At 71.2% G+C, this 20,087-nt stretch carries 15 protein-coding genes; 11 read left to right on the top strand and 4 right to left on the bottom strand.

Annotated features, from left to right (window positions below; genetic code table 11):
* Positions 1 to 56 precede the first annotated feature (56 nt).
* The 3 genes from H4O13_16245 to H4O13_16255 all read left to right on the top strand — a co-directional run bounded on the left by H4O13_16245 (position 57) and on the right by H4O13_16255 (position 3,984).
* Positions 57 to 854, top strand: a complete 798-nt coding sequence (locus tag H4O13_16245; protein MBE5316945.1) for a 1-acyl-sn-glycerol-3-phosphate acyltransferase — start codon at positions 57 to 59, stop codon at positions 852 to 854.
* Complete coding sequence (locus H4O13_16250; protein ID MBE5316946.1) at positions 854 to 1,849, top strand: alpha/beta fold hydrolase; 996 nt, start codon at positions 854 to 856, stop codon at positions 1,847 to 1,849. Before H4O13_16245 ends, H4O13_16250 begins: the two co-directional genes overlap by 1 nt.
* Positions 1,850 to 1,926: 77 nt before the next feature.
* Complete coding sequence (locus H4O13_16255) at positions 1,927 to 3,984, top strand: tetratricopeptide repeat protein (protein ID MBE5316947.1); 2,058 nt, start codon at positions 1,927 to 1,929, stop codon at positions 3,982 to 3,984.
* 21 nt (positions 3,985 to 4,005) lie between these two features.
* Here the strand turns inward: H4O13_16255 and H4O13_16260 are convergent, their stop codons facing one another.
* Positions 4,006 to 4,647 (bottom strand): 4'-phosphopantetheinyl transferase superfamily protein, encoded by a 642-nt coding sequence (locus H4O13_16260; protein MBE5316948.1) that lies wholly within the window; start codon positions 4,645 to 4,647, stop codon positions 4,006 to 4,008.
* A 252-nt stretch (positions 4,648 to 4,899) separates the two neighbouring features.
* Between H4O13_16260 and rpmB the strand changes: the two genes are divergently transcribed.
* The 4 genes from rpmB (at position 4,900) to H4O13_16280 (ending at position 8,014) form a co-directional block, all read left to right on the top strand.
* Positions 4,900 to 5,136, top strand: a complete 237-nt coding sequence (rpmB, locus tag H4O13_16265; GenBank protein MBE5316949.1) for a 50S ribosomal protein L28 — start codon at positions 4,900 to 4,902, stop codon at positions 5,134 to 5,136.
* Positions 5,137 to 5,148: 12 nt separating this feature from the next.
* Complete coding sequence (rpmG, locus tag H4O13_16270; protein MBE5316950.1) at positions 5,149 to 5,313, top strand: 50S ribosomal protein L33; 165 nt, start codon at positions 5,149 to 5,151, stop codon at positions 5,311 to 5,313.
* A 281-nt stretch (positions 5,314 to 5,594) separates the two neighbouring features.
* Entirely contained in the window at positions 5,595 to 6,758 is a 1,164-nt protein-coding gene (locus H4O13_16275) for a uroporphyrinogen-III C-methyltransferase (GenBank protein MBE5316951.1), read from the top strand.
* Positions 6,755 to 8,014: a hypothetical protein gene (locus H4O13_16280; protein ID MBE5316952.1), complete on the top strand. Its 1,260-nt coding sequence runs from the start codon at positions 6,755 to 6,757 to the stop codon at positions 8,012 to 8,014. Before H4O13_16275 ends, H4O13_16280 begins: the two co-directional genes overlap by 4 nt.
* 99 nt (positions 8,015 to 8,113) lie before the next feature.
* Here H4O13_16280 and H4O13_16285 read toward each other — a convergent pair whose 3' ends face one another.
* Complete coding sequence (locus tag H4O13_16285; GenBank protein ID MBE5316953.1) at positions 8,114 to 8,533, bottom strand: VOC family protein; 420 nt, start codon at positions 8,531 to 8,533, stop codon at positions 8,114 to 8,116.
* Between the two features lie 189 nt (positions 8,534 to 8,722).
* The gene (locus tag H4O13_16290; GenBank protein MBE5316954.1) at positions 8,723 to 9,535 is read right to left on the bottom strand and encodes an NAD(P)-dependent oxidoreductase; all 813 of its coding nucleotides are present in this window, start codon (positions 9,533 to 9,535) and stop codon (positions 8,723 to 8,725) included.
* Between the two features lie 198 nt (positions 9,536 to 9,733).
* On the opposite strand from H4O13_16290, the gene H4O13_16295 reads away from it, so the two are divergent.
* The 4 genes from H4O13_16295 (at position 9,734) to H4O13_16310 (ending at position 19,049) form a co-directional block, all read left to right on the top strand.
* Positions 9,734 to 14,521, top strand: coding sequence for a hypothetical protein (locus H4O13_16295; protein ID MBE5316955.1), 4,788 nt, complete (start codon positions 9,734 to 9,736; stop codon positions 14,519 to 14,521).
* 130 nt (positions 14,522 to 14,651) lie between these two features.
* On the top strand, positions 14,652 to 15,311 hold the full coding sequence (locus H4O13_16300) for an ABC transporter ATP-binding protein (GenBank protein ID MBE5316956.1): 660 nt from the start codon (positions 14,652 to 14,654) through the stop codon (positions 15,309 to 15,311).
* Positions 15,312 to 15,315: 4 nt separating this feature from the next.
* Complete coding sequence (locus tag H4O13_16305) at positions 15,316 to 17,871, top strand: ABC transporter permease (protein ID MBE5316957.1); 2,556 nt, start codon at positions 15,316 to 15,318, stop codon at positions 17,869 to 17,871.
* A complete protein-coding gene (locus H4O13_16310; protein MBE5316958.1) occupies positions 17,868 to 19,049 on the top strand; it encodes a carotenoid 1,2-hydratase in 1,182 nt (393 codons plus the stop codon). Before H4O13_16305 ends, H4O13_16310 begins: the two co-directional genes overlap by 4 nt.
* A 130-nt stretch (positions 19,050 to 19,179) precedes the next feature.
* On the opposite strand, the gene H4O13_16315 is transcribed toward H4O13_16310, so the two are convergent.
* Positions 19,180 to 20,013: a hypothetical protein gene (locus H4O13_16315; GenBank protein ID MBE5316959.1), complete on the bottom strand. Its 834-nt coding sequence runs from the start codon at positions 20,011 to 20,013 to the stop codon at positions 19,180 to 19,182.
* Positions 20,014 to 20,087 lie beyond the last annotated feature (74 nt).

Genomic DNA, 20,087 nt, shown 5'->3' on the forward strand with positions numbered 1-20,087 from the left:
CCCGATGCAGTGCAGCATCTGGCCGCGGGCGGCCCCCTCCGGTATCGTTCCGGCGCATGAACTACGCCTCGGACTCGCCAGCGCGCGTGCGGCAGCGCGACCCCTGGCGCGCGCTGCGCTATGCGCTGCGCGTGCCGGTGCTGCTGCTGCACCTGCTGCTGTGCCTGCCGCTGACCGTGCTGTTGATCAACCCGATCACCCGGCGCATCGGCCGCGGCCGCGACCGCCTCGACTTCCGCGTGATCCGCCTGTGGTCGACCGGACTGCTGCGAATCTTCGGCTTTCGCATCCGCCAGTACGGTCAGCCCCTTCCCGGGGGCGTGCTGTTCGTCGCCAACCATGTCGCCTGGCTCGACATCACCCTGATGCACAGCCGCCATGTGGTGGGCTTCGTCGCCAAGGCCGAGATCAGCCGCTGGCCGCTGATCGGCTGGCTGGCCAGCCGCGGCGGCACCATCTATCACCATCGCGGCAACAACGAATCCCTGCACGGCGTCATGCACCAGATGGTGACCCGCCTGCAGGCAGGGCTGCCGGTCGGTGTCTTCCCCGAGGGACGCACCACCGACGGTCTGAAGGTGCACACCTTCCATGCGCGGATCTTCCAGCCGGCGCTGGCGGCCGGCGCCATCGTGCAGCCCGTGGCCCTGCGCTACGGCGAGCGCGGCAGCGCCCAGGCTCTGGTCGCCTTCCAGCCGGGCGAGAGCTTCCTGCAGAATTTCCTGCGCGTGCTGGGCGACCCGCCGCGGGTCGCCGAGGTGCATTTCCTCGCGCCGATCGAACCCAGCGACGAGGGGCGGCGGCGCATCGCCGAGACTGCGCGCGCGCAGATCGCCGAGGCGATGGACAGCTGATGCGGGCGGAGTTCCAGCCGCCGCGTCTGCTGCGCAATCCCCACCTGCAGTCGGTGCTGGCCAGCAGCCGGCTGCGTCGCTATGCGCTGAGCGCGCGCTCGCGCTTGGAACACGACGCCGAGGTGAGCGAACTGCACTGCCCCGGCGGCGCGCGCCTGCAGGGCTTCATCACCCGCCAACAGGCCAGCCCCGAAAGCCGCGGGCTGGTGATGCTGCTGCACGGCTGGGAGGGCAGCGCCCGCTCGAACTACATCCTCGATACCGGCAGCGAGCTGCTCCAGCGCGGCTTCGACGTGTTCCGGCTCAACTTCCGCGACCACGGCGATACCCATCACCTGAACCCGGAGTTGTTCAGCTCGAATCGCATCGAGGAAGTGGTTGAGGCCGTCGCCCTGGTGCAGCAGCAGTACGCGCCGCCGCGCTTCGCGGTGGCGGGCTTCTCGCTCGGCGGCAACTTCGCGCTGCGGGTGGCGCTGCGCGCCCCCGCGGCGGGCATCCGCCTCGATCATGCGGCGGCCGTGTGCCCGGTCATCAGCCCCGAGGCGGGCTTGAGCGCGATCGAGCGCGCGCCCTGGTTCTACGAGCACTACTTCATGCTCAAGTGGACCGGTTCGCTGAAGCGCAAGCAGCTGCTGTTTCCCGAGCGCTACCGTTTCACCCCGACGGAGTTCCGCAGCGGCATGCGTGAGCTCACCCGCATCCTGGTCGAACGCCACACCGCGCTGGGCAGCCTTGACGCCTACCTCGACAGCTACTCGATCGCCGGCGACCGGCTGGCGCCGCTGCAGGTGCCGGTGAGCATCCTCACCGCGGCCGATGACCCGGTGATCCCGGTGGCCGACTTCCACCAGCTGCAGCTGCCCGCGCACGCGCGGCTGCAGATCGCGCGCCACGGCGGCCACTGCGGCTTCTTCGACGGCTTCAACGCGCGCAGCCACGCCAGCCACTGGGTCGCCGAGCGTATCCAGCATGCGCTGGACGGACACGCCCGGTAGCCTCGTGGCGCGCTGCACTTCGGCGCCGTCCGGGGCACTGATAGACTCGCGGGCTTTCGTCTTCCAGGCCCCGCCTCATGCTCCAGCCCATCCAGGACGCGCTGCGGCGCAACGAACCCGATACCGCGATCCGTCTGGCGCGCGAAGCGCTGACCAGCCTGCCGAGCAGCCCAGACCTGCTGCATCTGCTGGCCCTGGCGCTGCTGCAGAAGGGCCGGCGCGAGGAGGGCGAGGACACGCTGGCACAGGCGATCGCGCTGGCGCCGCACCGCGGCGCCTTTCTGCTGACGCGCGCCGACCTGGCCTCCGCACGGGGCGATCTTGAGGCCGCCTACGCTGATCTGCGGCAGTCCGTCGAACTGGATCCGAACCTGCTGGCGGGCTACGTGGGGCTTGCCCGTCTGGAGGTGCTGCGCGGTGAGCTGGATCTCGCCGAGACCCGCATCAAATACGGCCGCCGCATCGACGCGGAGAACCCCGCACTGCTGCGCGCCGAGGCGGAGCTTGCGGCGGCGCGCGGAAACCTTGATGCCGCACTCTCTGCGCTCGATCGCGCTCTGAAGCAGCAGCCCAACCACCCCGATCTGCATTACGACCTGGCCATGATCCTGCAGCGCCGCGGCCTGCCCGCGGTCGCCGCGCAGGCCCTGCGCAATTGCCTGAAGCTCGCGCCCGGGCTGCGCGTGGCTGAGCGCATGCTGGTGACCGTGCTGCTGGATGCCAACGAGATTCCAGCCGCCCAAGAGCAGCTGCTGGAGATTCTGCGCAAGGAGCCGGGCGACGCCGGCGCCTGGGGGCTGCTGGGACAGATCGCGCATTCCTTGGGCAACGCCGCCGGGGCCGAGCAGGCGACCCTGCAGAGCCTCGTCCTCGCGCCCGAGCAGCCCGCGCTGATCGGCCGCCTGCTCGATCTGTGGAACCGCGCCGATGCGCTGCCGCGCGCGCGCGCCGCCCTCGACGCGCTGCTGGAGCAGCATCCGCAGGTCACCGCGTTCTGGAACGCGCGCTTCAGCCTCGACCTCTCCTCGCCGGAAGGTGAGAGCGTGCTGGAACGCTGGCGCCTGGCCCAGCCGAACAGCCTCGATATGCGCGAGGCCACGGCCCAGCGCGCGGCCACGCTCGGCGATCACACGCTCGCCGAGCAGATCGCGACCGAAGTCCTGGCGGTGGAGCCCCAGCGCGTCGGCGCAGCCCTGATCCTGGTCAACGGCGAGCGCCAGCGCGATCCGGCGGCGGCGCTGGAGCGTCTGGCCGCGCTTGCGCAGCGCCCGCTCAACCTGCCGCTGAGCCGCAGCATCGCAAGCCTGCGCGGACTTCTGCTGGACCGCTTCGACCGCATCGACGAAGCCCATGACGTGTGGTTCGGGGTGCACGCGGTGCAAGCCGACCAGCCCCTGCCGGGCCTGCCGCTGCCCGCGCTGCTGCCTGCAGGCCCGGCGCTGGCGGCAGAGGCTCCGCGTGGCGCCGCCGCGCGCTTCCTGTGGCCGCTGCCGGGCACTCCGGTCGGCACCGTGCTTTCGTGCCTTGGTGCACTCGCGCCCTTCCTGGTCGATCGCCTTGGCAACCCGCGTCGCATCGACGGCCTGGGGCCGCTGCGCCCGCAGGCGGGACACCACGGCGAGCAGGGTGCGGAAGCGGTATGGCGTGAGCAGATCGCGCAGGTCGGCGTCGCGCCCGAGCAGGTGGTGGACGTGCTGCCGCACGTCGACGCCGCCGTGCTCTCGGCCCTGCCGGAGGCGCGCCTGCTGGTGCTGCTGTCCGACCCGCGCGAGCTGCTGCTGAACTGGATCGCCTTCGGCTCGCTGCAGAACTATTCCGTGCAGAGTCCGCAGCGGATGGCCGTCTGGCTGGCTGAAGCGCTGGAGCAGCTGCGCCTGCGCCTGGCCGCCGAGCCTACGCGCGTGCACCTGCTGACCGTCGATGCGCTGGCCGCGGACCCCCAGGCGGCGCTGCGCGAGGCGGCCACATTCCTCGGGCTCGAGGGCGAGCCCGGCGACTACGCGAATGCACGCAGCGCAGCCGGCGATGTCTTCGAGCTTGCGCCCGGGCGCTGGCGCAGCTATGCCAGCGGCGCGCTGGGCGAGGCCTTCGAACTGCTTGCGCCGACCGCGGAAGCCCTGGGCTTCACGCGCTGAGGCCGACGCGCCGCGCCCGCCTCAGGCGCGCGCGGCGCTGAGCACGCGCGCGGGTGGCGACGGCGTTGCCAGCACTGCCGTGAAGCCGGGCGCCGGCGCGAAGCGCAGGAAGCGCCATGCGGCCGCATCGCCGGCCTCGGCAGGCGCCGCCAACAGTCTCGGTTGAGTCGCCCGCCGGTCAAGGTCGAAGACCCAGGCGTCCAAGCGGTTGCGCAGGCCGCTGCCGGTCGCCTTGCAGGCGGCTTCCTTGGCCGTCCAGGCCTGCAGAAACGTCTGCTCGCGCAGAGAGTCGGGCAGGGCGGACAGGGCCTCGAACTCACTCGATGCGAAGTAGCGGCGCGCCAGCCGCAGCGCGGGCATGCGGCGGTCCGCGCGCTCCAGATCCACGCCAATGCGCAGCCCGTTCGCCACCGCCAGCAGACAGCCACCGACGGTGTCGCTCAGGCTGAACTGCAGCCCGGGCAGACGCGATTCCTGCAGGAAGGGTCGCCCGCGCGGCTCGCGACCGAAGCGCAGCGCGGCCGGCGGCAGGTCGGCATAGGGGGCGAGCGCCGAGCGCAGCAGCGCCTCCAGCCCGTCGCGGCGGCCGCCGGGGCGCGGCTCCGGTGCCGGTGACCACAGCAGGTGCACGTCGCCGGGTTCGAGGTCAGGCAGGTCGCTCATGGCCGGCAAGCATGCCACGGCGGGAACGGGCCAGCTTGCCGGAGGGGCTTGACACCGGCATAATGCGCGGCTCGCTGTGTCCAGCCGATCCGTCGGCCGGTGTTTCAGGGCTTGCGCAGTCGCCCGCGAACGCACCGTCTGGCCAGCGCCGTTGTCTCCCGACTGTGCGCCAGCGCCTTCCTGTGAGGGTGCTGCGCGGGGCCGCTGTCGCCCTGGCCAAGGGCGGCTCCACAGCTACCATCGAGGTGCGCCATGGCACGCGTTTGCCAAGTGTCCGGAAAGGCCGTTCAAAGCGGCAACAATGTTTCGCACGCCAACAACAGAACCCGCCGCCGCTGGCTGCCGAACCTGCACGAGCGCCGGTTCTGGGTCCCCAGCGAGAAGCGCTGGGTCAAGCTGCGCGTTTCCACCCACGCCCTGCGCACCATCGACAAGAACGGCATCGAAGCCGTGATCGCCGAGCTGCGCGCCCGCGGCGAGAAGATCTAAGGAGCGATAGTCATGGCATCCAAGCGCGACAAGATCCGCCTGATCTCCTCCGCCGGCACCGGTCACTTCTACACGACCGACAAGAACAAGAAGACCATGCCGTCGAAGATGGAAATCAAGAAGTACGATCCCGTGGTTCGCAAGCACGTGATGTACAAGGAAGGCAAGATCAAGTAACCGAAGCCCCGCTTCGGTTGCAGCTGATCTCACCCGGGCCCGCTTGACGCGGGCCCGGGTTTTTTGTGGCCCCGGAAACCTGGCGCCATCGAAGCGGCGAGCGCCGCTCTCGCCTCGCCAGCCGAGGGTCAGGACACCGCTCGGCAAGCGACCTGCAGGCATGCCAAGCCGGACGCAGGGCGCACGGCGCGGCCGCTGGCCAGAGCCCTGCGGCTACACTGGCGCCCGAGCGCCGGGCCGCTTCCACCCGGCGCGCCTGTTCTGTTTCTCCGGAGACCTGCGTGAGCGACACGCCGCCTCGCCCCGAAACCTCTCCCGCCCCGGCCAAGCGCGGTCGCGGCCTGCTCTGGTTCGCCCTGGTCCTGCTGGCCGCAGCCGGCGGCGGCGCGGGCTATGTCCACTACGAGCTGCAGCGCGTGCGCGGTGCGGCGGTCGACGCCGAGGCCTGGCGGCTGGAGGCGGAGGCCCTGAACGCGCGGCTGTCGGCGCTGGATCGCCAGCTTGCGCAGTACGACGGCGGCCGCCGCAGCCTGGACGAGCGCACCGCTGAACTGGCCAGCAACCAGCGCGTGATCCGTCAGGAGCTGCTCGGTATGGGCGAGCGCGCAGCCACCATCGAAGACGCCGTCGCCCGCCTGTCAGATCAGCGCCTGCGCGGCGAGATCGCGCTCAAGCTCAACGAAATCGAAGGTCTGCTGGTGCTCGCCGACCAGCGCCTGCTGCTGGCGCGCGATCGCGCCGGCGCGCGCACCGCCCTGCAGCTTGCGCTGTCGGCGCTCGATACCATCGAGGATCCGCTCTACGCCGGTCTCGCCCTGCCGCTGCGCGCTGAGCTGGCGCAGCTCGATGCTCTGCCGGCCGATCCCCTGCCGGGACTGCGCGCGACCCTGGCGAACGCACTGTCGGCGCTGCCCGGCCTGCCGCGCGCGCCCCTGCAGGAAGCCCGCGGCGCGGCCTCGGCCGGCATGGGCCGACTGCAGCAGGCGCTGTCCGGTCTGGTCACCGTGCGCCGCACCGACGAGGCCGCGGCCGTGCTGACCGGCAGCGCGCGCGAGGCCGCGCTGGAAGCCCTGCAGCTCGACCTGCGCGTGGCTCTGCTCGCCGCCGAGGCCCGCGATGCAGACGCCCTGTCGGCAGCGCTGTCGCGCGCGCAGTCCGCCTTCGCCCGGCTGTTCGATGCGGACGATGCGCGCGTTCGCGGGCTCAGCGAAGCGCTGGCCGCCCTGAAACCCGCCGATCTCGCCGCCCCGCTGCCCACGCTTGGCGCCAGCCTGGCCGAGCTGCGCGCCTTGCGCGGCAGTCGCCCGCGGCTGCCGGAGGCGTCCGATCCGCCGTCGCCCGCGATTGAAGCCCCGCCGGCGGCTGCGGATCCCGTCGAGCCCGAGCCAGCGCTTCTGCTTGAGCTTGAGCCCGAGACGGAAGGCGAGCCCGGGTCGCGCGCATGAAGAGCTACCGCCTGCTGCTGTGGGGCCTCGGCCTGGCCGCGCTGGGCGCCCTGCTGTTCGGCCTGCTGGCCGAAGACCCCGGCTATCTGCTGCTCGAGTGGCGGGGCTATGCCATCGAGTCCACCGCGGTCGCCGCACTGGCCCTGGTCGCGGCGGCCTGGCTGCTGCTGCGCATCGTCCTGGGCCTGCTGCTATGGCCGCTGCGCGCCTGGCGTCGGCACGGCGAGCGCACCGCGCGCCGGCGTCTGGCCGATGGCTTGCTGGCCGCCCAGCGCGGCGAGCATGCCACCGCGCTGAAGCTGCTCAACCGCGTCGCGCGGCGCGCCCGCTTTCGCGTGCCGGCGCTGATGGCGGCGGCGGACAGCGCGCGTGCGCTGGCCGACGACGCGGCCGAGCAGCGCGCGCTGTCCGCGCTCGACGACGCCGACGCCGAGTCGGCGCGACTGGCGCGTTCGCGTTCGCTGCTCGCGCGCGGCGATGCGGCGGCCGCCCTCGTCTTGCTGCGCGCCGCCGCCGAGCCGGCGGCGCCGGCCATCCGTGTTGAGCGCATGCGCGCGGCGCTGGCCGAAGGCGAGGCCGGTGCTGCCCTGCAGGATCTGCGTGCGCTGAAAGCCGGCGCCGCCACGGTGCCGGCCGAGCTGGAAGCCGAGACGCTCGCCGCGGCGCTGCGCCACAGCCCCGACATCGAGCTGCTGCGCCAGCGCTTGGCCGAACTGCCGCGCAGCGCCCGCATCGAGCCGAGGCTGGTGGCCGCCTTCGCCGACCGCGCACGCGCGCTGGGGGCGCCCGAACTCGGCGACGACGCCATTGAGCACGCCCTGCGCAAGCAGTGGGACGAAACGCTGGTGGCCGACTACGGCCGCGCGGCACGCGGCGACCAGCGCGAGCGCATCCGCCGCGCCGAAGCCTGGCTGGAGGAGCACCCTGGCAGCCCGGCCCTGCAGCTGGCCCTGGGCCGCCTGTGCCGGATCGACGGCCTGTGGGGCAAGGCCGAGGCCCACTTGCTGCGTGCCAGCCACGGTCCGCACGCGGCCGCGGCCTGGGAGGAGCTGGCCTTGGCCTTTGTCGCGCAGGGCGAAGAGCTGCGCGCGCGGCAGGCCCTGCAGAACGCGCTTGCCGCCCAGCGCGGGCAGGTGGCCTCCACGCTCACGGCGCGGGCGCGCACTGCGCTTGGCGTCGGCAGCGAAGCCATCGAACGCCGCAGCTCGATGGGCGTGCCCCTGCTGGCCGACGGCAGCGCGCCGCAGGCGGATTGACCCTACGCACGAATCGGCTCAGGGACACCCTCGGAAATGGCAGGCCAGACAGTCTGCCTTTCAGGCCAGACAGTCTGCCTTTTCTGTTGCCGGCTGCGGCTACCAGCTGCCGATGTTCGGCATCGAGGCCCAGGGCTCGGCCGGCGGCAGCGCCTCGCCCTTCTGCAGCAGCTCCACCGAGATCAGGTCCGGGCTGCGCACGAACGCCATGCGGCCATCGCGCGGCGGGCGGTTGATCGTGATGCCACGCGCCTGCAGGTGCGCACAGGTGGCGTAGATGTCGTCGACGGCGAAGGCCAGATGACCGAAGTTGCGGGCCGACCCATAGGCCTCATCGTCGTAGTTGTACGTCAGCTCGACCTCGGCTTCGGGGTTCTCGGGCGCCGCCAGATAGACCAGCGTGAATCGCCCCTGCGGGTAATCGCGGCGACGCGTCTCGACGAGGCCGAGCCCGTCGCACCAGAACTTCAGCGACGCGTCCAGATCGCGGACGCGGACCATGGCGTGGAGGTACTTCATGGGATTGGGGATTGGGGATTGGGGATTCCCGAGCGTAGCGGAGTCATCGCCGAACTGGCGTGTCAGGGTTCAGCCGTGGCCATGCCAGGTGCCAGTCACTGCTCTCAGGGGCTCCGCGCGCGAGCGTGCCCACGAGACTTGCTTTGCTCGCAATGGTTCAATCCCCAATCCCCAATCCCCAATCCCGGCTCAAAGAAACAAATCCGCCATCAGCGGATGCCCCGGCTTCACCGCATAGGGCTCGAAGTCCTCGACGCCGTGCACGCGCAGCACGTCCTCGTCGATCAGGAACTGGCCGTTGAGGCGCGCAGCCGGTGTGGACAGCACCGCGTGGGCGGCGTCGGCGACGATCTCGGGCTTGCGGCAGCCGTCGTGGTCGACGCCCGGGATCATGTTCAGCGCATCCGTAAGGATCACCGTCTTCGGCCACAGCGCGTTTACCGCCACGCCCTGCGGACCGAACTCGGCCGCCAGGCCCATCGTGGCGAGGCTCATGCCGTACTTGGCCATGGTGTAGGCGGTGTGCGGCGCGAACCAGCGCGGGTCGAGGTTGGGCGGCGGCGCCAGCGTGAGGATGTGCGGGTTCGCAGACTTCAGCAGGTGCGGCAGGCAGGCCTGGCTGCACAGAAACGTGCCGCGCGCGTTGACGCCGTGCATCAGGTCGTAGCGCTTCATTGGCGTGTCCAGCGCTCCGCGCAGCCAGATCGCACTGGCGTTGTTCACCAGGATATCGATGCCGCCGAAGCGTTCGACCGCTGCAGCGACGGCTGCCAGCACATCGTCTTCTTCGCGGATGTCGCACTTGAGGGCCAAGGCCTGTCCGCCCGCTGCGATCACCGCTTCAGCGGCACTGTGGATGGTGCCCGGCAGCTTTGGGTTCGGCACCGACGACTTCGCTGCGATCACCACATTCGCGCCATCGCGGGCGGCACGCAGGGCGATCGCCAGTCCGATGCCGCGCGAGGCGCCGGTGATGAACAGGGTGCGATCCTTGAGGGACATGGTGTTTGGGCTCCGGGAGGCGGGGACAGGCGTTCGAGTGTAGGCGGTGGCTGGCCGCCTTCGCGTGGGGGATCGCCGAGGACAGGGGTCGCGCCGGGCGCGGGCACGGCCTACCGCGCTTCACTTGCCGTAGCGCAGGGCGCCGCGCATGCTTGCCGGCTTGCGCGACGGGGGTCGCGCGTTGATTGGGGACACACCATGCTTCACACGATTCTGCGGGCGCCGCTGGCCGCGCTCGCTCTGCTGCTGATGATCGCGCCTGCCGGCGCGGCCTTTGCCCAAGCCACCGCCGCCTCGGCGGACGGCCTGTGGAGCGCCATCGACGAAGCCCAGGTCGCGCGCAGCGCGGAGCCGCGGCGGCTGGTGCCGCAGCGCTACCGCACCCAGCAGCTCGATCGTGCTCGCCTCGCCGATCTGCTTAGGACGGCTCCGCTCGAAGCGCAGACCCCGGCGGCGGAGAGCAGCCTGGAGCTCAGCCTGCCGACCCCCGAGGGCGATTACGCCCGCTTCCGCATCGTCGAGTCACCCATCATGGAAGCCGCGCTCGCGGCCAAATTCCCTGAGATCCGAACCTACCTCGGCCAGGGCATCGACGACCCCACCGCGACCCTGCGCTTCGATGTCAGTCCGCAGGGCTTCCGCGCCCAGGTCATCGGCTGGCGCGGTAGCTACTACGTCGACCCCTACCAGCCGCGCGATCTCGACACCTACGTGGTGTATTCGAAGGCGGATGCCCCGGATGACGGCGAGCGCCTGCGCTGCGGCGTCACCGGCCAGGAGCTGCCGAAGGACCTGCCCAACTTCCAGCAGCGCGGCGTCACGCCCAAGATCAGCTCGGGCACGGTGCGGCGCACCTACCGGCTGGCCATCGCGGCAACCGGCGAGTACACCGCTTTCCACGGTGGCACCGTGGCCGACGGGCTGGCCGCCATCGTCACCACCATGAACCGCGTCAACGGCGTCTACGAGCGCGAGCTGTCGGTGCGCATGCTGCTGGTGGCCAACAACGACCTGATTGTCTTCACCAACGGGGCGACCGATCCGTACACCAACGGCAGCGGAACGACGATGCTCGGCGAGAACCAGGCCACCCTGACGAACCTGATCGGCGGCGCCAACTACGACATCGGTCATGTGGTGAGCACCGGCGGCGGCGGCGTGGCCGCGCTCGGCTCTGTCTGCAGCGCCAGCAGCAAGGCGCAGGGCGTCACCGGTTCAGGCTCGCCCGTCGGCGACCCCTTTGACATCGACTACGTCGCCCACGAAATGGGGCATCAGTTCCGCGGCCGCCACACCTTCAACGGCTCCGGCGGCAACTGCGCGGGCGGCAACCGCAGCGCTGGCAACGCCTACGAGGCCGGCAGCGGCATCACCATCCAGGCGTACGCGGGCATCTGCGCCGCCGACAACCTGCAGCCCAACAGCGACGACTACTTCCACCGCGCCAGCCTCGACGAGATGCTGGCCTTCGTCACCACCGGCGGTGGCGCGAGCTGCGGCACCACCAATGCCACCGGCAACACCCCGCCCACCGTCAACGCGACCGCGGTCTTCACCATTCCTGCGCGCACGCCCTTCGAGTTGAGCGCCACCGGCAGCGATACCAACGGTGATTCGCTGACCTGGGTGTGGGAGCAGTTCGACCTCGGCACCACGGCCAACACTGCCGGCAGCATCGTCGATGCCGGCCAGGGCCCGCTGTTCCGTTCCTTTGCGCCCACCCTGTCCAACAGCCGCGTCTTCCCCAGCTGGCGCTGGATCCTCAACAACGCCAACGTCGCCCCGGCGACCGCACCGCTGCAGGGCAGCAGCTCGCCGAACTGGCTCACCGCCGAAGTGCTGCCGAGCACCAACCGCACGCTCAATTTCCGCGTGACCGCGCGCGACAACCGCGCGGGCGGCGGTGGCACCAACGAAGCGGCCACCGCACTGACCGTGGTCGCGGCCGCAGGGCCCTTTGTGGTCACTGCGCCCAACACCGCCGTGAGCTGGGCCACCGGCAGCGCGCAGACGATCAGCTGGGACGTGGCTGGCACCACCGCCAATGGCATCAATGCCGCCAACGTGCGGATCACCCTGTCGCTGGACGGCGGCCTCACCTGGCCGATCGAGCTGGCGGCCTCCACCGCCAACGACGGCAGCGAGAGCCTGACGATTCCCGCCAACGCACCCGCCAGCACGCAGGCGCGCGTGCGCGTGCAGGCGCTGGGCAACGTCTTCTTCGACGTCAGCGACGTGAACTTCAGCATCACCGCGAGCGGCAACACGCCGCCGACGGTCAGCGTGACCGGCACGGTGAGCACGCGCCAGGGCAGCCCCGCCGCCACGGCCAATGTCGCCACCGTCAGCGATGCCCAGCAGAGTGCGGGCAGCCTGGGCGTGGCCCTCAGTGGCGCACCTCCGGGTCTCGCGGTCAGTGCGGTGAACACGGGCGGCACCATCAGCCTGTCCGCCACCGCCAGCTGCGAGCTGGTCGCGCCGGGCGGCAACCGCGCCTATCCGCTGCAGCTCAGCGTGACCGACAGCGGCGGTGCCACCGCCACCGCGGAAGTGGTGGTGAACGTGTCGCGAAACTTGGTGCCGAGCCTCGGCGCCTATACCAACCTCACGCTCAATCGCGGCGGCAGCCAAACCGTCGTGCCCACTGCTGCGGTCGCTGACGGCAACGGCAATCTGGTGGGCGTGACCGTCAGCCCGACCACGCTCGCGGGCGGCGGCAGCGTCAGCGTTGCTGGCAACGGCACCGTCACCCTCAACGCTGGCGCCAGTACGCCCTTCGGCAGCTATCCGATCACCGTCGAGGCGGCGGACACCTGCGGTGCGATCGAGCGCCGCAGCTTCACCCTGACCGTGGCCAGCGCGCAGCCGACGCTGGAAGTGGCGTCGACCAGCCTGCCGACCGGCAACGGCCTGGTCGAGCCGAACGAGTGCAACCAGTTCAACGTCAGCCTGCGCAACATCGGCACGACTGCGGCCACCGCGGTGAGCGCGAGCCTCGCGACCACCACGCCGGGCGTCAGCATCGCCCAGGGCAGCACGACCTTCGCCGACATCGCCGGCAATGGCGGCAGCCAGACCAGCCAGACGCCGTTCCAGATCAGCACCTCGGCCGGCCTTGCCTGCTTCGGCAACATCGACCTGCAGCTCACCGTGACCTACAGCGGCGGCGGCGGGCCCTTCAGCAGCACGATCCAGCTGCCCGTGGGCCAGCCGGCGTCGCCGAACTACACCTTCACGCCCAGCAGCGGCGCCACCCTGCCGGGCGGCGGCACCCTGGTCGCCGGCACCCAGGCCGACGATGCGGTGGTCAATCTCAGCGTGCCGGCGGGCTTCGCCTTCAGCGTCTACGGGCAGAGCTACACCGGCGGAGAGACGCTGCGCGTCAGCACCAATGGCAATCTGCAGCTGGTCGGTAGCGGCGGGTCTGCCGGTTGGACCAACACCGCGCTGCCCAGCGCCGGCAACGGCGACAGCGGTGCGGGCGCCTTCCCGACCTCGGCGGCGGTGCTGCTGCCCTACTGGGATGACCTCGACCTGCGCACCGCCGGCTCGCCGGGCGCGGGCGTCTACCAGCAGGTGACGGGCACCGCGCCCAACCGCCGCTGGCTGATCGAGTGGCGCGGGAAGCATGTCGACGACACCAGCATCGCGCAGACCGTGAACTTCGCCATCGAGTTCGTCGAGGGCAGCCCGCAATTCAGCTACCTCTACGCGCAGACCGGCAACACCAATGCCAACGGCGTGTCGGCCAGCGTGGGCGCACAGGCGGCCACCACCGGCAGCCAGTTCACCCAAGTGTCAACCGCACAGGGCGGCATCACCCCGGGCCTGCGCCTGACGGCGGCGCGCCCTGCGGCGATCTGCAGCCAGGGCAGCGGTGGCTGTGGTCCCCAGGTGTCGGTGCTGCTGATCGAGAGCAGCGGCAGCACCACCGCCAGCGAAGGCGGCGCGGGCGATACCTACAGCGTGAGCCTGAGCGCCGTGCCTTCGGGCACCGTGAGTTTCACCGCCAGCCCTGACGCCCAGCTGCAGATCAGCCCGAGCAGCCTGCAGTTCGACGCCCTGAACTGGAACCTGCCGCAGACGATCACCGTCAGCGCCGTCAACGACACCGTGGTCGAAGGCACGCACAGCGGCGTCATCACCCACAGCGTCAGCGGCGGCGGCTACAGCGGCGTCAGCGTGCCGCCGATCACGGTGGCCATCACCGACGACGACGTCGCCACCCTCAGCACCCAGGGCGTGGCGGTGGCCGAAGGCGACAGCGGCACCACGCCCATGATCTTCACCCTGCAGTTGAGCGGCCGGGTCGCGGGCGGCTTCAGCGTCAGCTACGCCACCCGCGCCGGCACCGCGACCGCGGGCACGGACTTCGTCGCCGCCACCGGCAGCGTCAGCTTCGACGGCAGCGCCAACCCCTCGCGCACGGTCACCGTGCAGCTGCAGGGCGACAGCGTCGCCGAAGCCGACGAGACCCTGTTCCTCGACCTCGTCAGCAGTACGCCGGGCGTGCTGCTGGCGCCGGACTCTCCGCAGGGCAGCATCGTCAACGACGACTTCAGCGCCGACCTGCGCCTGCGTCTGTCGCGCCTGCCGGGCACGGTCAGCGCCGGTGCTGCGATCACCTATGTGGTCGACGTCGACAACGCCAGCACCCTGCTCGCGGTGCCGCAGGCGAGCCTGAGCTTCGCGCCGGCGGCGCAGCTTCAGGGAGTGACTTGGACCTGCACCGCGCCCGCCGGCTCAAGCTGCTCGGCGGCCAGCGGCAGCGGCGCCCTGCCGACCGTCGCACTCGGCACGGGCGGCAGCGCCCGCCTGCAGATCACCGCGACGGTGGCGGCAGGCACCGCCCTGGGCACGCGCTTCGGCAGCAGCGCCACCGTGAGCCCAGTGGCGCCGTTCACCGACCCGGTGCCGGGCAACAACAGCGCCAGCCTGCAGAGCACCGTCGGCATCGACGATGTCTTCGCCAACGGCTTCGAGTAAGCCCGCCGCAGCGCGTTGAACGCAGAAGGGCAGGCCTTGCGGCCTGCCCTTCTGCTTTCCGACACGCGGCCCCGCGCCGGCCGGCCCGAGCCAATCTGCATTTCACGCGCACGCGCCCACACTCCCGACCATGCATCTCACCGTCCGACAGCTGCAGCGCCGATTCGGCGATACCCCGGTCCTCGATGGGCTCGATCTCGACCTCGCCCCAGGCGAGTGCGTGGCCCTGGTCGGGCGCAGCGGCGCGGGCAAGTCGACCCTGCTGCATCTGGTGGCGGGCATCGATCGCGCCGATGGCGGCGAGATCCGCTTCGATGACACGCGGCTCGATGCGCTGGATGAAGCCGCGCGCACGCGCTTCCGGCGGCGGCATCTGGGGCTGGTGTTCCAGAGCTGGAACCTGGTGCCCAGCCTGAGCGCGCTCGACAACCTCTGCCTGCCGCTGGAGTTGATCGGAGTCGCGGGTGCGGAGGCCAAGCGGCGCGCGCAGGCGCTGCTCGATCAGCTCGGTCTCGGCGAACTTGCCAAGCGTTTCCCGGATGAACTTTCCGGCGGCCAGCAGCAGCGCGTGGCGGTGGCGCGGGCGCTGGCGCATGGGCCCTCGGTGCTGCTGGCCGACGAGCCCACCGGCAGCCTCGATGCGGAGAGCGCGGCGGCGGTGATGCGGCTGTTGATCGGTGCGTGTCGTGAGGCCGGCGCCAGCCTGTTGCTGGTGACCCATGCGGCCGAGGTGATGGGCCAGGCCGATCGCCTGCTGCGCATGCAGGACGGCCGCCTGGTGCCGGCCTGAGGCGATGACGCAGCGACTCGCACTCACGCTGTGGAACGCGCACCGGCGCGCGCCGGGGCAGGCTCTGTTGATGTTGCTGGGCCTCGCGCTCAGCGTTGCGGTGGTGGTGGCGATCGATCTCGCTGTCGACTCCGCGCGCGGGGCTTTTCTCGAATCGCGGCGCGCGCTGTCGGGCTCGGCCACGCACCAGATCACCGCGGATGGCGGCGAGGTGCCGATGCGGCTTCTGGCCGAGCTGCGCGCGCAGGGCCTGTGGCGCAGCGCGCCGCTGATCGAACGCGAGGTGCTGCATGCGGGTTCCGGCGCGCGCCTGCGCCTGCTCGGCATCGAGCCCTTGAGCGAAGCCGCACTGCGGCCGTGGCTGGCGGGCGGCGTGGGGGGCCGAAGTGATGCCGAGTCGGCGCCGCGCGACCCCGCTCCCATCGACCCGGGCGCGCTGATCGGTCGAGACGACGTCGTGCTGCTGTCGCAGCGGCTGGCGGCGCGCTTGAAGCTCGCGCCGGGCGATGCGCTCACGCTCAGCGTGGATGGCAGGCGCGTCGAACTGCGCGTGCTCGCCCTGCTGCCCGACGACAGCCTGCCGAGCGGCAGCGGCGACTGGGTGCTTGCCGACATCGCTGCCGCGCAGGCCATCACCGGCCTCGAAGGCTTCACCCGTATCGATCTCATCGCCGATGAAGCCCGCGCCGCCGAGCTCGCGCAGTCGCTGCCGCTGGGCCTGCGTCTCGTCGCCACCACCGAGCAGGACAGCCAGCTCGCCGCGATGAGCGGGGCCTTCGAAATCAATCTGAAGGCATTGAGTCTGCTGGCGCTGCTGGTCGGCGTGTTCGTGGTGTTCCAGACCCTGAGCTTTCTTGCCCTGCAGCGTCGGCGATTGATCGGTCTGCTGCGCGCGCTGGGCGTGTCGAACCGTGAGCTCGGCGCACTGATGATCGGCGAGGCGGCCCTCGTCGGTGTTCTTGCCGCAGGCATCGGCATCGCACTCGGCATCGCCTTGGGCAGCGTGCTGCTGCAGGGCTTGGCGCGCAGCTACGGCGAGCTGTTCTACCGGGTTGAAGTCAGCGCGCTCAGCCTGTCGCCGCTGCTGCTCGGCAAGGCCGCGGTGCTGGCAATCGCCGGTGCCCTCGTCGCCGTGCTGCTGCCGCTGCGCGACGCCCTGGGCGTGCCGGTGCTGGATGCACTCGGCCGCGCCAGCGCAGGCCTGCGCGCGCCCGAGCAGCGTCTGCGCGCGCTGCTGATGCCGGCCGTCGTGCTCTTCGCGGCGGGTCTCCTGCTGATCCTGTACGGACCGCAGGGCTTGTTCTGGGGCTTTGCAGGTCTCTTCGCCTGCCTGATCGCAGCCCTGGGCCTGATCCCGTGGGCGGCCGGCCATGCGCTGGGCGCGCTCGAAGCGGTGCTTCGGGACACCCCCGTGCGCTGGCGCTGGCTGATCGCCGGCACCCGCCGCACGCTCGGTCGCACCGGCATCGCGCTGGCCGCGCTGTCGCTGGCCATCGCCACCGTGATCGGCATGAGCAGCATGATCCACAGCTTCCGCGAAGCGCTGAGCGTGTGGATTGATCGCAGCCTGCAGGCGCAGGTCTACCTCTCGACCGGGGGCCGCAGCGCGCTGCCCGAGGGGCTGGTGGAGGCGGCGCAAGCGCTGGACGGTGTTGAAGGCATCGGCCTCAATCGCCGCAGCCAGCGCTTGCCCGAGTCCGGCCCCGTTGAAGTCGTGGGCCTGCAGCTGCCCGCGCAGGGCCGCAGCGGCTTCGAGCTGATCGCCGGTGCCGAAGATCCGCAACTCTGGGCGCGCTTTGCGGCGGGCGAAGCCCTGATCAGCGAGCCGCTGTCGCAGCGCCTGACGCTTGCCGTGGGCGACGCGTTCCGCATGCCCACGCCGCAGGGCGAGGTCGATCTGCGCGTGGCCGCCATCTACCGCGACTACAGCAGCCCGCAGGGCGTGCTGACCCTGGACCTCGCGCGCTACCAGCAGCTGTTCGACGACCGCGCAGTCGGCGCTTTGGCTCTGTACGCGCCGGTGAGCGAAGCGGCGCGCCTCAAGACCGAACTCGAAGCGCTGATCGCCACGCGCTTCGCCGACCGCGCCGGCCTGCAGGTGGTCACCGCCGGCGAGATCCGCGCGATCAGCCTGGAGGTATTCGCCCGCACCTTCGCGATCACCGACGTGCTGCGCCTGCTGGCGGGCTTGATCGCCGTGGTCGCGGTGCTCGGCGCACTGTCGGCGCTGGCGATCGAGCGCAGCCGCGAGTTCGCCCTGCTGCGCGCGCTGGGCCTGACGCCGGTCGAACTCTCGCGCCTGCAGCGCGTTCAAGGCGCGGTGCTCGGTCTGCTCGCCGGCCTGGCCGCCCTGCCGCTGGGGCTGGGCCTCGCCGTACTGCTGATCGAAGTGATCAACCGCCGAAGCTTCGGCTGGAGCATGCAGCTCGACCTGCCCTGGGCGCAGATCGCCAGCGCGATCGCGATCTCGACGCTGGCCGCGGTGCTGGCCGCGTGGTGGCCGGCGCGGCGCAGCGCGGGCGCGGATCTCAGCCGTCAACTGCGAGGCGCGGGCGCATGACTGCGATCGCGAAGCTCCAAGGTCTGCGGCGATTGCGCCGAGTCGCCCTCGCGCTGTCGACCCTGCTGGTGCTGGTCGCCTGCACGCGCGCGCCGGGCGGCGCCGCTGGCGAGGTCGAGTCGAGCGCTCCGGCACCCCTGGCCCGCACCCTGCAGCTCGGCGAGGACACCGAAGGCTTCGACACGGTCACACCGCGCGCGCTCAGCTTCCCTGCCGACCACGGCGCGCATCCGCGGCATCGCATCGAGTGGTGGTATCTCACCGCGCGGCTTCAAGACGCGCAGGGCCGGCGCTTTGGCGCGCAGTGGGCGCTGTTCCGCTTCGCGCTGCGGCCGGAAGACGCAGCCACCCGCGCCGACTTCGAGGGCGGGCAGGTTTATATGCTGCACGCGGCGGTCAGCGATCTTGACCGCGGCGGCTTCCGCCACGTCGAGCGCTTCGCCCGCGGTGCAGCAGGGCTTGCGGGTGTGCAGACCTCGCCCTGGCGCGGCTGGCTGGGCGACTGCGTGGGTGCGTCTTCCGACGCGCAGCAGCTGCTGCCGCTCACGCTCGACTGCGGTGGCGAGGATTTCCGTTACCGGCTGCAACTGTCGGAAGCCGGCCCGCGCGTGCTGCACGGCGAGGGTGGCTACAGCGCGAAGTCGGAGCTGCCCGGCGCCGCCTCGTACTACTACGCGTATCCGTTTCTCGACGCGCGCGGCGAGATCGAGATCGATGGCGAGACGCATGCGGTGCAGGGCGGCGCCTGGTACGACCACGAATGGACGTCCAGCCTGCTCGGCGACGACCAGGTCGGCTGGGACTGGTTCTCGCTGCGCTTCGATTCGGGTGAGGCCTTGATGCTGTTCCACATCCGCGACCAGGCGGGCGCCGTGGTGTCCAGCCGCGGCAGCTTCATCCACGCCGACGGCCGGGTCGAGCCTTTCGCCGATGGCATGGTGGAAGCCAGCGCGCAACGCCAGTGGCTCAGCCCCAGGACCGGCGTGCGCTATCCGCTGGGCTGGCGCCTGCGCTCAACGCGCTTCGACTTCGATCTGCAGGTCGACAGCGTGCAGGACGCGCAGGAGCTCGACACCACGGTGCGCTACTGGGAGGGCGCGATCGATGCGCGCGGCACCTTGGGCGGGCGCGAGGTGCGGGCCGAGGGCTATCTGGAGCTGACGGGCTACGGGGAGTGAGCTTCCAGCTTCCCTTCTCCCCGCGGGAGAAGGTGGCGCGCAGCGCTGGATGAGGGGCCTTGCAGCGCGCGGCGATGTGGCCTGCATGCAGATCCGCTTGCACCCAGCTTGCGCGGAATGCCCGCAGCGCCTAACCCGCTGTCGGCAGCGCGCAGCTCTGCAGCGATTCGCCGCTCGCCTGCGCCCACGCGTCGGCGGCCACCGGCTGCGGCGTCTGCGGAAACGCGATGTGCGCCACCACGTTCTCGCGCGCGCTCTCGCGGATGTTGGTCATGCCCTCGAAGCGCAGCAGCCACTGATCGGCGTCGCGGTAGATCACATCGATGGCCGGCGCGAACAGCCCGAACACGCCGCTCAGCGACAGCCGCATGCGGCTGGCGGCCTCGCCTTGGATCTGCAGCGCCTCGACCTTGCTCAGCCGGAAGCCGTAGCTGCGCGCTCGCGAGGGCACCAGGAAATCGATGGGCACGCTTTCGCCGGCCTGCAGCTGCGCCCAATGCTGACGCACGAAGGGCTCGAAGCCGGCGTCGGCGACGATCGACTCGATGTCCTCCAGCGGCGTCTGGTGGGCGCGCTCGCCGGCCCCACCGAACACGATCCAGGCCTCACCCTCACGGCGCAGGCCCTCGCGGTAGTCGAGCCGCGCATCGACCAGCTCGAAGGCGGGCGCGAAGGGCTGTGCGCCGTACTCGACCTGCTTGCGCGCGAACGGCGTGCCGTCGGCGCAGCGGTACAGCACCAGTCGCTCGACCGGCTGCCCGGCCTGCTCGCGCAGCAGGTGTTCTTCGACATAGATCAGCGCGCCGCTGTCGGGCGCGCGGGCTTCGCCGGCGTAGCGGAGCAGGCGCGCGCCCTCGCCGGGCTCCGGCACGGCGGCGTCGGCGACAGTGAGCGATGCGCCCAGGCCCAGCGCGAGCAGGGCACGGGGCAACAGACGGAGCGGAGGAGGGCTGAGGCTGGGCATATCCGCATGCTTGAGCAGGCCGACGTAAGCCGGCGTGCAGACCGCGTGCGCAGCGCGTCAAGGCGCGCACGCGG

The sequence above is a fragment of the Lysobacterales bacterium genome (genome assembly GCA_014946745.1).
Classification (GTDB): Bacteria; Pseudomonadota; Gammaproteobacteria; order Xanthomonadales; family Xanthomonadaceae; genus Aquimonas.

Bases quoted from the DNA above. Each gene is read 5' to 3' on its own strand.
- H4O13_16245 (MBE5316945.1), top strand. From the start codon at position 57: ATGAACTACGCCTCGGACTCGCCAGCGCGCGTGCGGCAGCGCGACCCC.
- H4O13_16250 (MBE5316946.1), top strand. From the start codon at position 854: ATGCGGGCGGAGTTCCAGCCGCCGCGTCTGCTGCGCAATCCCCACCTG.
- H4O13_16255 (MBE5316947.1), top strand. From the start codon at position 1,927: ATGCTCCAGCCCATCCAGGACGCGCTGCGGCGCAACGAACCCGATACC.
- H4O13_16260 (MBE5316948.1), bottom strand. From the start codon at position 4,647: ATGAGCGACCTGCCTGACCTCGAACCCGGCGACGTGCACCTGCTGTGG.
- rpmB (MBE5316949.1), top strand. From the start codon at position 4,900: ATGGCACGCGTTTGCCAAGTGTCCGGAAAGGCCGTTCAAAGCGGCAAC.
- rpmG (MBE5316950.1), top strand. From the start codon at position 5,149: ATGGCATCCAAGCGCGACAAGATCCGCCTGATCTCCTCCGCCGGCACC.
- H4O13_16280 (MBE5316952.1), top strand. From the start codon at position 6,755: ATGAAGAGCTACCGCCTGCTGCTGTGGGGCCTCGGCCTGGCCGCGCTG.
- H4O13_16285 (MBE5316953.1), bottom strand. From the start codon at position 8,533: ATGAAGTACCTCCACGCCATGGTCCGCGTCCGCGATCTGGACGCGTCG.
- H4O13_16290 (MBE5316954.1), bottom strand. From the start codon at position 9,535: ATGTCCCTCAAGGATCGCACCCTGTTCATCACCGGCGCCTCGCGCGGC.
- H4O13_16295 (MBE5316955.1), top strand. From the start codon at position 9,734: ATGCTTCACACGATTCTGCGGGCGCCGCTGGCCGCGCTCGCTCTGCTG.
- H4O13_16300 (MBE5316956.1), top strand. From the start codon at position 14,652: ATGCATCTCACCGTCCGACAGCTGCAGCGCCGATTCGGCGATACCCCG.
- H4O13_16305 (MBE5316957.1), top strand. From the start codon at position 15,316: ATGACGCAGCGACTCGCACTCACGCTGTGGAACGCGCACCGGCGCGCG.
- H4O13_16310 (MBE5316958.1), top strand. From the start codon at position 17,868: ATGACTGCGATCGCGAAGCTCCAAGGTCTGCGGCGATTGCGCCGAGTC.
- H4O13_16315 (MBE5316959.1), bottom strand. From the start codon at position 20,013: ATGCCCAGCCTCAGCCCTCCTCCGCTCCGTCTGTTGCCCCGTGCCCTG.